11 protein-coding genes are annotated in these 12,968 nt (G+C 73.9%); 5 read left to right on the top strand and 6 right to left on the bottom strand.

Translation table 11 applies throughout. The features are described 5' to 3' along the window. Window positions 1-376: 376 nt before the first annotated feature. Entirely contained in the window at window positions 377-772 is a 396-nt protein-coding gene (locus ACIQI7_RS14480; protein WP_401109088.1) for a hypothetical protein, read from the bottom strand. Window positions 773-1,180: 408 nt separating this feature from the next. On the opposite strand from ACIQI7_RS14480, the gene ACIQI7_RS14475 reads away from it, so the two are divergent. From ACIQI7_RS14475 to ACIQI7_RS14460, 4 genes are all read left to right on the top strand, one after another. Continuing rightward, entirely contained in the window at window positions 1,181-2,917 is a 1,737-nt protein-coding gene (locus ACIQI7_RS14475) for an ABC transporter transmembrane domain-containing protein (RefSeq protein ID WP_401109086.1), read from the top strand. Next, window positions 2,914-4,671, top strand: coding sequence for an ABC transporter ATP-binding protein (locus ACIQI7_RS14470; RefSeq protein WP_401109084.1), 1,758 nt, complete (start codon window positions 2,914-2,916; stop codon window positions 4,669-4,671). The genes ACIQI7_RS14475 and ACIQI7_RS14470 overlap by 4 nt, the downstream gene beginning before the upstream one ends. 75 nt (window positions 4,672-4,746) lie before the next feature. After that, window positions 4,747-5,022, top strand: a complete 276-nt coding sequence (locus ACIQI7_RS14465; RefSeq protein ID WP_401109730.1) for a thioesterase domain-containing protein — start codon at window positions 4,747-4,749, stop codon at window positions 5,020-5,022. 26 nt (window positions 5,023-5,048) lie between these two features. Then, complete coding sequence (locus ACIQI7_RS14460) at window positions 5,049-5,888, top strand: PIG-L family deacetylase (protein ID WP_401109082.1); 840 nt, start codon at window positions 5,049-5,051, stop codon at window positions 5,886-5,888. 89 nt (window positions 5,889-5,977) lie between these two features. Here ACIQI7_RS14460 and ACIQI7_RS14455 read toward each other — a convergent pair whose 3' ends face one another. The 4 genes from ACIQI7_RS14455 to ACIQI7_RS14440 all read right to left on the bottom strand — a co-directional run bounded on the left by ACIQI7_RS14455 (window position 5,978) and on the right by ACIQI7_RS14440 (window position 10,921). Next, window positions 5,978-7,177, bottom strand: a complete 1,200-nt coding sequence (locus ACIQI7_RS14455) for an aminotransferase class V-fold PLP-dependent enzyme (RefSeq protein ID WP_401109080.1) — start codon at window positions 7,175-7,177, stop codon at window positions 5,978-5,980. 12 nt (window positions 7,178-7,189) lie between these two features. Beyond that, window positions 7,190-8,524: a pyridoxal-phosphate dependent enzyme gene (locus ACIQI7_RS14450; RefSeq protein WP_401109078.1), complete on the bottom strand. Its 1,335-nt coding sequence runs from the start codon at window positions 8,522-8,524 to the stop codon at window positions 7,190-7,192. Beyond that, window positions 8,521-10,005 (bottom strand): Y4yA family PLP-dependent enzyme, encoded by a 1,485-nt coding sequence (locus ACIQI7_RS14445; RefSeq protein ID WP_401109076.1) that lies wholly within the window; start codon window positions 10,003-10,005, stop codon window positions 8,521-8,523. The genes ACIQI7_RS14450 and ACIQI7_RS14445 overlap by 4 nt, the downstream gene beginning before the upstream one ends. A 157-nt stretch (window positions 10,006-10,162) precedes the next feature. Further along, entirely contained in the window at window positions 10,163-10,921 is a 759-nt protein-coding gene (locus ACIQI7_RS14440; RefSeq protein WP_387758784.1) for a class I SAM-dependent methyltransferase, read from the bottom strand. Window positions 10,922-11,197: 276 nt separating this feature from the next. On the opposite strand from ACIQI7_RS14440, the gene ACIQI7_RS14435 reads away from it, so the two are divergent. After that, window positions 11,198-11,653: a universal stress protein gene (locus ACIQI7_RS14435; protein ID WP_401109074.1), complete on the top strand. Its 456-nt coding sequence runs from the start codon at window positions 11,198-11,200 to the stop codon at window positions 11,651-11,653. Between the two features lie 36 nt (window positions 11,654-11,689). On the opposite strand, the gene ACIQI7_RS14430 is transcribed toward ACIQI7_RS14435, so the two are convergent. Beyond that, window positions 11,690-12,736 (bottom strand): lactonase family protein, encoded by a 1,047-nt coding sequence (locus ACIQI7_RS14430; protein ID WP_401109071.1) that lies wholly within the window; start codon window positions 12,734-12,736, stop codon window positions 11,690-11,692. Window positions 12,737-12,968: the final 232 nt, after the last annotated feature.

The following is a 12,968-nucleotide window of genomic DNA, read 5'->3' as shown; positions in this document are numbered from 1 at the left end:
CACCGGTCTGCGCCGAGCGGGCCCGCCGGCCCGGGGGGTCCACCTTCGGGCCGAGCTGTTCGAGGGCGTCGAGTACCTCGATGAGGCCCGTCCGGTCGTCCTGGCCGCGGCGCATGGTGGTCAGGACGGTCGCGGCGGTACCGGGGATGCCGATGGCGATGTCGGTGCCGGCTCCGCGCCCGGTGAGCAGGGCCGCGAGGGCGGCCTGCACGACCATGAAGACGCTGGTGCCGGTCTCCCGCGCCAGTTGGTGCAGTGCCCGGTGGGTCGCCCGCGTGACGTGGAAGGGGACTCGGCCGCCCCGGTGCGAGGGGTGTCCGGACGCGGGGCCGCCGCATCGATCCGTAGACGGTCGGGCATTCCCGCCAACTCGCCCTTAGGCCGACGCCGACTTCGTGGTCGAGAAAGCCACCGAGAACTGGGACGTCAAGCGGGCGAGGTACGAGCGGATCGACGCCGATCTGCCGCCCGGCGTGAAACGCTGGCGGCCTTCGCCCTGACCGAGCCGGACGTCGGCAGTGACGCCGCCGCCGTCGGGACCACGGCGAATGGCCGACGGCGCCGACGTCGTCCTGCGCGGCACCAAGAAGTGGAACGGCTTCGCGCAGACCGCGGACCTCTTCCAGGTCTTCGCCACGTTCGACGGGCAGTGCACCGCGTTCCTGGTGGAGCGGGACACCCCCTGTCGGTGGAGCCGAACGAGGGCCTGCTCGGCCTGCGGCTCGATGCCCGGCCGGATCACCTTCGACGACGGCCGGATCCCGGCCGCCAACCTGGTCGAGCACCCCGGCCCCGACCCACGGGGAAGGGAATCCTCATCGGAGTGGGCGCGAGCCGCGACTGACTCGACGGAAATCTCCCAGCCGTTCTCGCGGCGTCGATCGAGGCCGGCCCGATCAATATGTCCAAGGGGGCGGTCGAGAAATCCCTGGCGGACGTTTCACTGGACAATCCTTGGCACATTTTCCGAACGGCACCGGAATGCGGGGGAAAACGCTTCCTCCCCCCGCACTCCGGCATCCCGCGGCTCGGTCGAGCCGGTTCTAGAAGCCTGCACAGATTCCGCGAAGCTGCTTCTTCATGACGACCACCTCCTGTCCGTGGCCACTACAGCCACCGGCGGTCGGGAGGTGGAAGGAATTCTGGATAAGGACCAGGAAAGCCGGTTAGGGTCTCACTCATGACGGATTCGAACACCGAGCCGGAAACCCCGGACCACCGAAGTGCCGCACGCTACCTGTGGTGGCTGACCATGAGTCAGCGCCGACGGGTGACCGGCGGTGCGGTGATCGGCACCCTCTGGATGGTCTGCCTCCTGCTGCCGCCGTACCTCATGCAGCGTGCGATCGACGACGGGCTGCAGCGGGGGAGGACCGGCGTCCTGGTCGGCTGGGTGGCCGCACTGGTCGGCACCGCGCTGCTCAACGCCTGGCTCGGCATCATGCGCCACCGCATCATGACGCGGGTCCGGATGGACGCCACCTTCCGGACCATCAAGGTCGTGGTCGCGCACTCCGCCCGGCTGGGTGCCGAACTGCCCCGCAAGGTGACGGCCGGCGAGGTGGCCAGCATCGGTGTGGGCGACGTCGCGCAGATGAGCCGGACACTGACGATCACCGGCCCGGGCGTCGGAGCCGTCGTCGCGTACCTGGTGGCGGCCGCGCTGCTGCTGTCGGTCTCCGTCCCGCTCGCCCTGGTGGTCCTGCTGGGGGTGCCGTTGCTCGCGGTCGTGGTCGGCCCGCTGCTGGAACGCCTCCAGGGCGCGGAGTCCGAGTACCGCGCGCAGCAGGGGGCATTGACCGCCCGGCTCGCGGACATCGTCGGCGGCATACGCGTCCTCAACGGCATCGGCGGCAAGGAGATGATGGCCGGCCGCTACCTGCGCGGATCGCGGGACCTGCAGGCCGAGGGCTACCGGGTCGGTGCCGTGACCAGCTGGATCCAGGCGCTCTCGGTCGGCCTGCCCGCCCTCTTCCTCGCGTCGGTCACGTGGCTGGCCGCCCGGATGGCAGCCGAGGGCACCATCACGATCGGCACGCTGGTCGCCGTCTACGGCTACGTCGCCGTCCTGGTGGTACCGGTCTCCAACTTCATCGAGGGCGGGTACGACCTCACCAGGGGCCTGGTCGCCGCTCGACGGGTGGTCCGGATGCTCGACCTGAAGCCCGCCGTCGAGGACGCCGCGACCCTTCGGCCCGCCCCTGACGAGCCGTCGAACCTGCACGACGCCGACACCGGTGTGGAACTGCTCCCGGGCCGGCTGACCGCGATCGTGAGCGCCCGCCCGGCCGATTCCGCGGCCGTGGTCGACCGGCTCGGCCGGTACAGCGCGTCCGCCGCGACCTGGGGCGGCGTGCCGCTCGCCGAGATAGCCCTGGCCGAGGTCCGCAGCCGGATCGTGGTGGCGGACAACGACGCCGACTTCTTCTCCGGCCCGCTGCGCACCGTGGTCGAGGGCCGGTCCGAGCACTCCGCCCCGTCCATCGCCCAGGCCGTCGCAGACGCCGCGGCGCAGGACATCGTGCAGGCACTGCCCGACGGCCTGGACACCAGGATCCAGGCCCAGGGCAGCAACCTCTCCGGCGGTCAGCGCCAGCGGCTGCGGTTGGTCCGCGCCCTGCTGGCGGACCCGGAGGTGCTCCTGCTGGTCGAGCCCACCTCCGCCGTGGACGCCCACACCGAGGCCGCCATGGCCGCCGGGCTGCGCCGGGCGCGGACCGGGCGCACCACCGCCCTCACCTCGACCTCCCCCGCCCTCCTGGAGCAGGCCGACACCGTCTGCTACCTCGTCGACGGCCGAATGGCGGCGGCCGGCCCGCACCAGGAACTGCTCGCCACCGAGCCCGGCTACCGCGCGCTGGTGGCTCGCGGCGAAACCGCCACCGAGTCCACGCCCGCCGAGGAGGCCGTCCGATGACCGCTCAGACCGAGACCGACCCCGGACGGCTCCCGATCGCGGGGCCCGCCGAGGTCCGCCGGGCCGCCGTGCGGCTGATGGGTCGGGACCGCGGTGCGGTCGCCGCGATGCTGATCCTCAACGGACTGGCCGCGGCGGCCGGCCTGGGCGGCCCCTGGCTGCTGGGCCGGATCATCGACGACGTCCGGGGCGGCGCCGGGACCGGACACGTCGACCGACTCGCCCTCGGCATCCTCTGCTTCGCGCTCGCGCAGCTGCTCCTCGGCCGCTTCGCCCGCTACGCCGCCCACCGCTTCGGCGAGCGGACCCTGGCGCGGATCCGGGAGCGGTTCGTCGACCGCTCCCTCGCCCTGCCCGCTTCGGTGGTCGAACGCGCCGGCACCGGTGACCTGCTGACGCGCGGCACCGCCGACGTCGCGACCGTCGGCGCCACCCTGCGCGACGCCGGGCCGGAGGTCTCGGTGGCGCTCGTCCAGATCCTCCTGATCCTGGTCGCCATGCTCGCGGTCAACCCGCTGCTCGGCGTCTGCGGGCTGTTCTGCCTCTCCGGGATCTGGTTCGCCACCCGCTGGTACCTGCGCCGCGCCCACGCGGGATACCTCGCCGAAGGCGCCGCCGACTCCGCGCTGATCGAGATCCTCACCTCCACCGCGGCAGGGGCCCGCACCGTCGAGGCCCTGGGCCTCCAGGACCGCCGGATCGCCGCCACGGCCGAGGCGGTGGAGCACTGCCGGGCCACCCGTACCCGCACCCTCAACCTGCGCACCGTCCTCTTCCCCGTGGTCGAGTTCTCGTACATCGCCCCGGTCGCCGGCATCCTGCTGCTCGGCGCCGCCCTGCGCGACACCGGCGCGGTCACCACCGGCGCGGTGGTCTCCTGCGCCCTCTACTTCTGGAAGCTCTCCGAGCCGATGGACAAGATCCTGCTCTGGCTCGACCAACTCCAGCGCAGCAACGCCTCCTTCGCCCGGGTCGAGGGCGTCGGCCAGGTGGACGCCCCGGCCGTGACCGGCGGCGGCCGCCCCGAGGACGACCGGATCGACGTGGTCGACGTCCGGTACGCCTACCAGGGTGGGCGGGACGTCCTGCACGGCGTCGACCTCACCGTCCGCCCGGGCGAGCGGCTGGCCATCGTCGGCCCGTCCGGAGCCGGCAAGTCCACCCTGGGCCGACTGCTGGCCGGGGCGGAGCGGCCCCGCACCGGACGGGTGACGGTGGGGCAGGTGCCCGTCGCCGGACTCGACCCGGCCCAGTTGCGCCGGCACGTCGTCCTGGTCTCCCAGGAGCACCACGTCTTCCTCGGCACCGTCCGGGACAACCTCCTGATCGCCGCGCCCGGCGCGACCGACCAGGAGCTGCACGCGGTGCTGGCCGCCGTCGACATCGACTGGGTGGACGAGCTGTCGGACGGGCTGGACACCGAACTCGGTGCCGGCGGGCTCCGGCTGGACGCCCAGCAGGCCCAGCAACTCGCCCTGGCCCGGGTGGTCCTGGCCGATCCGCACACGCTGGTCCTGGACGAGGCCACCTCCCTGCTCGACCCGGCCACGGCCCGGCACACCGAGCGCTCGCTGGCGGCCGTGCTCAAGGAACGCACCGTGATCGCCATCGCCCACCGCCTGCACACCGCCCACGACGCGGACCGGGTCGCGGTCATGGAAGGCGGCCGGGTGACCGAACTGGGCAGCCACGACGAGCTGTTGGCGGCCGGCGGCGGTTACGCCGCGCTGTGGAAGTCCTGGCACGGCGGCTGAGCGCGCCCCAGCCCGCTCTTTCGACCAGTAGGAGCGGAACCCCATGCACTCGGCAGCACCGCAGACGGCCCAGAGCTGGGTCCGGCCGATTCCCGGCCGGACCGAGCCCGGCCCCCTCCGGCTCGCTGCTTCCCGTACGCCGGGGCGGGCGCCTCGGTCTTCCGGGGGTGGGGCGCCGGACTCCCGGAAGGAGTGGAGGCGTTCGCCGTGCAGCTGCCGGGTCGGGAGGACCGGTTCATCGACCAGCCGATCGCGGACCTGGAAGAGCTGCTGGACGTCCTCCTCCGCTGTCCGGACAGCACGACAAGGATGGCGAGCACCCGTCCGCGTGGCGCAGACTGGGGGCGATGACTCTTTCGGACCCGAGGACGGATCACATGGCCGACCGGCCGTTGACGCTGATGGCAGTGCACGCCCACCCCGACGACGAGGCCACCGGGACGGGGGGTGTCCTCGCCCGGTACGCGGCGGAGGGCATTCGCACGGTGCTCGTGACGTGTACGGACGGCAGGTGCGGCGACGGACCGGGCGGGGCCAAGCCGGGCGAGGCCGGCCACGACCCGGCGGCCGTCGCCGCGATGCGCCGGCAGGAACTGGAGGCCAGCTGCGAGGTGTTGAAGGTCGGCCACCTGGAGCTGCTGGAGTACGCCGACTCCGGGATGATGGGCTGGGCGAGCAACGACGAGCCCGGCTCGTTCTGGCGCACGCCGGTGGCGGAGGGCGCCGCCCGGCTCGCCGAACTGATGCGGCACTACCGGCCCGACGTGGTCGTCACCTACGACGAGAACGGCTTCTACGGCCACCCCGACCACATCCAGGCCCACCGGATCACCATGGCGGCCCTGGAGCTGGTCGACCTGACGCCGAAGGTCTACTGGACGACGGCGCCGCGCTCGGCGATGCAGCGGTTCGGGGAGGTCATGCGCGAGTTCGGCGCGGACTGGGAGGAGCCGGACCCGGGGTCGGCGGAGGTGGTCGAGGTGCCGGAGATCGGCCTGCCCGACGAGGAGATCACCACCTGGGTGGACACCACCGCCTTCGCCGGGCAGAAGTTCGACGCCCTGGCCGCGCACGCCAGCCAGGGCGACAACATCTTCTTCCTGAAGATGGGGAAGGAACGGTTCGCCGGGCTGATGGGCGTGGAGACCTTCCTGCGGGTCCGGGACACCACCGGCGCGGCCCTTCCCGAGAACGACCTCTTCGCCGGCCTGCGCTGACCCCGGCGTCGGCACGGTGCGCCGGCTGCGAGGCGGACGGGCCTCGCGGCCGGCGCGGTCACCGCCCGGCCGCCTCGTAGCCGGCGCGGTCACAGCCCGGCCAGGACGGCGAGCAGCCGGTCGACCTCCTCCGGGCCGTTGTAGACGTGCAGGCTCACCCGCACCGAGCTCTCGCTCTCCCCGGCCCGCCCCTGGCAGTGCCCGTCGGCCCGCACCATCAGGCCGTGGCTGGCCAGGACGAAGCCCAGGTCGTTGGAGCCGATCCCGCGGTGCCGGAAGGTGACGATGCCCTCCCGCCGCTGGACCTCGGAGTCGGCGGCCAGGCTCCGTTGGCAGCCGAGGACCTCGTACGGGGCCAGCCTGCGCAGCCCCTCGGTGAGCCGGGCGGCCAGGGCGGTGTTCCAGAGCCGGACGCGTTCCGGCCCCGCGGCGTCGAGCCAGTCCAGGGCGGCCTCCAGGCTGGCGATCCCGCAGGTGTTGGGCGTGCCGGTCCAGCCGCCGGGGGCGAACTCCGGGCCCCGGGTGTTGCGGGCCCACACCGCGCCGGTGCCGGGCAGGGCCATCGCCTTGTGCCCGGAGAAGACCACGAAGTCGACGTCCAGGGTGCCGACGTCCACCGGCAGGTGGCCGACGCTCTGCGCGGCGTCCAGACAGATCGGCACGTCGGGCCCGACCGCCGCCCGGATGCGGTGGACGTTCATGTCGCCGCCGTACACGTGGTGCACGTGCGTGGCGGCGACGAACGCGGTGCGCGGGGTGACGAGTCGGGCCAGCGCGCGGTGGTCGTAGTCGTGCGAGGCCGGGTCGTACGGCAGCTCGCGCACCGTGACGTGGACGCCCTGGCGGGCCAGCAGTTGCCGCGCCTCCAGCCAGGGCAGGGCGTTGGCCTGGTGGTCGGCGAAGGGCACGAGGATCTCGTCGCCGTCCCGCAGGTGGTGGGGCAGCCAGTCCCGGGCCACCGCGCGCAGCCCCTCGGTGGCGCCGCTGACGAAGTGGACGCCGGAGCACTCCTGCGGGGCCCGGTCGCCGAGGAAGCGGGCCACCCGGACGCGGGTGCGCTCGACCAGCGCGGTGGTGGCGTTGGCCCAGGTGTAGGTGCCGCGTCCGGCGTTGGCGTTGGCGCTGGTCAGGTAGCGCTGGACGGTGTCGAGCACCGCCCGGGGCTTCTGCGAGGTGGCCGCGCTGTCCAGGTACGCCTGGTCCGGGTTACCGGTGATGATGGGGAACTGCGCCCGCAGCTCACGGTGCCAGTCGTGGAGACCGTCGAGGGCCCGGTCGGGGGTGGTCATGGCCGTCCCCGCTCAGTTCCGGACCAGCGGGGCGCCCGCGTCGCGCCAGGCGATGACGCCGCCGGTCAGGCTGCGCGCGTCCCGGTGTCCCATCCGGGTGAGCAGCGCCGCGTACCGGACGGACTTCTCGCCGACCGGGCAGGCCAGCAGCACCGGCTGGTGGGTGCCGAACGGCAGGCCGCCGTGCAGGAGTTCGTCGAAGAGCTCGTCGACGATGTTGATCGAGCCCTCGATGTGCAGCGCCGCGTAGGCGTGGGGGCCGCGCAGGTCGACCACCAGCGGCCGCTCCTCGGCGATCCACTTGCGGGCGGCGTCGACCTCGACGGTCCGGGCGGCGGCCAGTTCGGCCGGGGTCACCGACCCCACCGAGTTCGGCCGGGCCGGCTGGTTGAACAGCTCGGGCCGCCGGTGACGGATGTAGCTCAGGTAGCTCTCCACCCGGTCGCAGACGATGAAGACCGCCGTGTGCCGTTCGCCGGTCGCCCGTGCCGCCAACTCGGCGTCCACGGTGCGCAGGTGGCGCAGCGCGCCGTGGAAGGCGCCGCCGCCGGTCGGGCCGGCCGGCAGGCCGCAGCGGCGCACCAGGGTGAGCATGCCGTCGATGGCCTGGTCGGCGGTCACCGACTCGATGGCGTCGTAGGTGGCGGGGTCGAACAGCCCGACCTCGTGGACCTCGTCGATGGTGCGGATGCCGGGGATGAAGTCGGACTTGTGGGCGACCAGTCCGAGCACGTCGACGGCCGGGTTGTGGGCGCGCAGCACGGCCGCCACGCCGGTGGACGAGCCGGCGGTGCCGACGCAGGCGACGAAGTGGTCCGGGGCGCGGCCGTCGAGGTCCCGGACGATCTCGGGGCCGGTGCCGGTGAGGTGGGCGTCGACGTTGAGCCGGCTGTAGTACTGGTCGGTGTGCAGGTAGCCGGAGTCGGCCTCGGAGAGCATCCGGTGGATGCGGGTGAGCGGGTCGTCGGTGTCGGTCGGGTCGAGGCACTCGGTGCGGCCGGGCAGTTCCTCGATCTCGGCGCCCAGCAGCAGGAGCAGGTCCTTGATCTCGGGGACCCGCATCCGGTTGGTGACGCTCCTGAACGGCAGTCCGTGCAGGCCGGCGATCAGCGCGAGCGCCTTGGCGGTGTTGCCGCTGGACAGTTCCACGACGGTGTCGCCGCGCTCGACGGCCCCGGGGAGCGCCTCGCGGGTCATGTTCCAGGCGGCGCGGTCCTTGACGGAACCGAAGGGGTTGAGCATCTCCAGCTTGGCGTACAGGTCGATGTGCCGCAGGCCGGTGACCGCCGGGTCGATCCGGAGCAGCGGGGTGTTGCCGATCGCGTCGGTGATGCTGTCGTACCTCATGCCCGTCCGTCCCCCCGGTGTCCCGCGCCCGCCGTCGCGTCGACGGGCCAGTACTGCTCGTCCAGGCGCCACCGCCAGGCGCCGTCCTGCCGGTACGCGGCGACCTTGCGCGCCACGGGCTGGCGCAGCGCCCGGCCGGCGCTGAAGTCCATCAGGTAGCCCGCGGTGTTGGCGAAGGCGAGCAGGTCGCCGGGGGCGGGCAGGCGGGGCAGGAAGACCTTCCGGCGGGTGATCAGGTCGGTCTCCAGGCAGAGGTTGCCGATCAGGTACACCCCGTCCGGTGCGTCCGGGCCGTCCGGGGCGCCGGGCCGGGGGACCAGCAGCGGGTCCATCAGCACCCCGTGCTCCTCCAGGCCCACGTCCCGGGCGTTCGCCTCCAGCCGGACCAGGCGCTCGCCGGCCGGGGTGTGCCGGACCTCCAGGACCCGGGCGAGCGTCGCCCCGCACTGGTCGGCCAGCGCCCGGCCGGGCTCCACCACCAGGTCGTACAGGTTCTCCAGCAGCAGGGTGCCGAGCGGCCGCCCCAGCGTGGGCGCCGGGTGGGAGAGCAGCTCGTCCAGGTAGGCCTCGGCGGCCACCGGGCGGTGCGCCGGGTAGACGCCGAGGGCGCCGCGCAGCCGGCCGGACTCGGCGCGCAGCCCGTAGCCGTGGCCCTGCCAGGTGAGCGGGGGCCGCCGGCCCAGGACGGCGTCGGTCAGTTCGGTGGTGTACCGCTCCCACTGGCCCGCGTCGGCCAGGTAGTCGACCCCGAACCCGCCGCCGATGTCGACGGTGCGCGGCCGCAGGCCGCGGCGCCGGCACTCGTTCAGCACGGTGACGCAGGTCTCCAGGGCGACGGCCTTCTCGGCCACGCCGGTGGTGTCCAGGTGGTAGGCGACGCCGGTGGTCTCGACGGCGTCGCGGTGGCGTTCGAGGGCGTCGAGCAGGTCGTCGAGTTCGGCGGCGTCGGTGCCGAACCGGCTCGACCGGGTGAGCACCGTGGCCCCCGGCGCCCGGAAGCCGGACAGCCGCGGCATGACGCGCACCGGTGGCAGGGCGTGCTTGCGCACCAGGTCGGCCAGGTCGTCGAGTTCGGCGCGGGAGTCCAGGTGGACGGTGACGCCGGTGCGGGCCGACAGCCAGAGGTACTCGCGGTTCTTCGGGCCGGTGGCGATGATCCGGTCGGGCGGGCAGCCGGCCCCGAGCACGTGCTGGAGCTCGCCGAGCGAGGCGACGTCCAGCCCGGCGTCGGTGGCGGCGAGCCGGCGGACGAGGGCGCTGGAGCGGTTCGCCTTGTGGGCGAAGTGGATCCGGCCGGTGAGGCGGTGCTTGCGGTAGACGGCCTGGAAGCGCGCCAGGTTGTCCGCGATCTGCTCGGGCAGGAGCAGGTTGAGCGGGGAGCCCAGCGCGTCGGTGAGGGTGTGCAGGAGGTCGCGTTCCTCCAGGAGGGAGCGGAGCGGAGTCTCCAGCCGTGGTTCGAGATACAGCGGTAGGGGCCGCATGCGAAACCAGCTCTCCATGAGAAGTCGGCATGAGGGGGGCCGAGCCGAGGGAAACGGTAACCGTTTCCCCGGGGGATCGACAGGGCGCTTCTGTCACACCATCGCAACGACTGTGCCGATCGGGAATCCCGTGCTCCGGACGTGTTCTGACTGATCGTCAGCGAAGGGCGACCAGGACGGAGCTGGTGCCGTACTGCCACACCGGGCCGGCCTGGCGGAAGCCGGCCTCGCGCAGCAGTTCGCCGTGCCGGGCCGCCGAGAGGCCGTTGCCGGGGCCGTCGGTCGGGGGCAGCTGGCGCTCGCGGGCCGTCAGCAGGTCGGCGAACTCGGGGACCCGCCCGGCCGCCGCCCACCACTGGGACCAGTCCTCGGCGGCGGCGGTGCCCCGGCGCTGGGCGCGGCGCCGGCCGATCGCCAGGGCGAGTTCGGCGAGCGGCCGGTCGTCGGGGATGAGGTGGTCGCCGTTGACCAGGACGCCGCCGGGCCGCAGCAGGCCGGCGAGGTCGCGGTAGATCCCGAGCAGCGCGTCCGGCGGCGGGTAGTGCAGCGCGGTGGTGGACATCACGGCGTCCAGCGGGCGGTCGAGTTCGAGCGCCTCGACCCAGCCCGGGCGGCCGATCAGGGTCTCCACCCAGCGCGCGATCCGGGGGTGCCGGGCGCGGCCGAGGGCGAGCAGCAGCGGGTCGATGTCGACCGCGAGGATCTCGGCGTGCGGCAGCCGGGCCGCGACGCGCGCGGACAGCGAGCCGGGGCCGCTGCCGAGGTCCGCGACGAGCGGGCGCTCGCGGTGGCCGACGGTCTGCTCCAGCACGTCGGCGATGACGGTGAACCGCTCCTCGCGCTCCACCGCGTACCGCTCCTGCTGGCGCTCCCAGCGGTCCACCCAGGCGCCGGCCAGGGCGGCGTCCACTCGCATCCCGACTCCCGCGGTGTCCCGTGCGCGTTCGAGGCTCGACTTCCCGCCAGTGTTTGTCATGTCCATCCAGCTCTGCAACCGGTTCGGCGCGACGTTTCCGCGAAACTTTTCCAGCGAAACGATATCCGTTTTCATCTGAAGCTTTCCACCGGGCCCCGTCCGGACCCGCCCGGACTGCGCGCCCGGTGCGGTCGGTACGAGGCTGGACACCGAGCCCGGTGACGGCGGACCACCGACCGGTGCGATCCTCCGCCGCCGTCGAGTCGAGGAGGAGACATGGCCGACCAGCCTGAGGAGAAGCGCCGGATCGTGGTCGGAGTGGACGGTTCGGAGTCGTCCGGACGGGCGCTGCGCTGGGCCGTGCGCCAGGCGGAGCTCACCGGCAGCGCGCTGGTGGCGGTGATCGCCTGGGAGTACCCGACCTACCACGGCGCGCGCGGCTGGTTCCCTCCGGCGGGCACCGACGAGGCGGCGCTGGAGTCCCGGGCGCGGCAGGAGGTCGCCAGGGCCGTCGAACGGGCCGTCGGGGAGGACCCGCCGGTCGAGGTGCGCACCGAGGCGCGCTACGGCACCCCGGCGGGGGCGCTGGTCGAGGCCTCCCGGGGAGCGGAGCTGCTGGTGGTCGGCAGCCGCGGCCTCGGGGGCTTCGCGGGGATGCTGCTGGGCTCGGTGGCCCAGCACTGCACCCGGCACGCGACCGTCCCGGTCGTGGTGGTCCGCGGCGGGGAGTGAGCGGCCGGCCGGCCGTCCCCGGGCCGGGCGCGGCCGTCAGACGAAGACGACGCTGGACGCCGCCGGGACGGCCACCGAGCCCGCCCGGCGGGGCACGCCCGTGACGGGGTCCACGTCGAACCAGGTGACGTCGCCGGAGTGCTCGTTCGCCGCGTACAGGCGGGTGCCGGACGGGCCCAGCACCAGGTCGCGCGGCCAGCGGCCGCCGCAGGGCACCGAGGCGACCACGTGCGCCCGCTCGCCCGTCCCGTCGAGGGCGAGCACCACGATGGTGTCGGTGCCGCGCTCCGCCGCCCACAGGAACCGGCCGTCGGGGGAGACCACCGGGGCCGACGGCGAGACCGGGCCTTCGACGCCGTCCGGGAACAGCGGGGCCTCCCCGACGGTGTCCAGCGTCCCGGCCGCCGCGTCCCAGCGGCAGACCGTCACGACGGGGCGCAACTCGCCGAGCACGTACGCGTGCCGGCCGGAGGGGTGGAAGGCCAGGTGCCGCGGCCCGGTGCCGGGCGGCAGCGCGGTCTCGGCGTGCACGGTGAGCTCCCCGGTCGCCGGGTCCAGGGCGCAGATCCGCACCGAGTCGGTGCCGAGGTCGACGCCGAGCACCCAGCGCCCCGACGGGTCGGGCAGCACCTGGTGGGCGTGCGGGGCGAGTTGGCGGTCCCGGTGCGGCCCGCTGCCCCGGTGGTGCAGCACGGCGCTCGGGGGCCGCGGGGTGCCGTCGGCGGCGAGCGGCAGCACACTGACGCTGCCGGAGCCGTAGTTGGCGGTCAGCAGGTGGCCCCGGGCGAGGCTCAGGTGGGTGGGGTGGTCCCCGTCCACCGGCACGGGGGCGCCCAGCGGGCGGGGGACGGGGCCGGCGATGTCGTAGGCGGTGACGGCGCCGGGCTCCGTCTCGGACACGGCGTACAGCACCGGGGCGCCCGCCACCCGCCCGACGGTGAGGTAGGAGGGGTCGACGGCGTCCACGGCGCCGGTCACGGTCAGTGCCCCGGTGCCGGGATCCAACGAGGCCAGGACGATCCCGCGCCCGCCCGTCGAGGTGAACGACCCGATGAAGGCCCGCTCCGCGCCCCTGTCCACCACCGCAACCTCCGCAGTCCGCCGTTGCGTTCGGACCCTAGCAGGTACCCGCACGGTCCGGCCGGACCACACGGACGGCGGCCCGGCACCGCGACCGCGTTCTTTCACCGGAATGCACCGCTGCCCGGGCGGTCGGATCGCGGACCGGACCGGTTCCCGGGAAGGTGGGAGCCGCTGGCCGCGCGGGCGGCTCCGGACGCCCCCGACGTTCGAACCCCCTGTGGCGCTGCGGAAG

The sequence above is a fragment of the Kitasatospora sp. NPDC092039 genome (assembly GCF_044756065.1).
Taxonomy (GTDB): Bacteria; Actinomycetota; Actinomycetes; order Streptomycetales; family Streptomycetaceae; genus Kitasatospora.
This window is presented reverse-complemented; position numbering and strand designations above follow the sequence as displayed.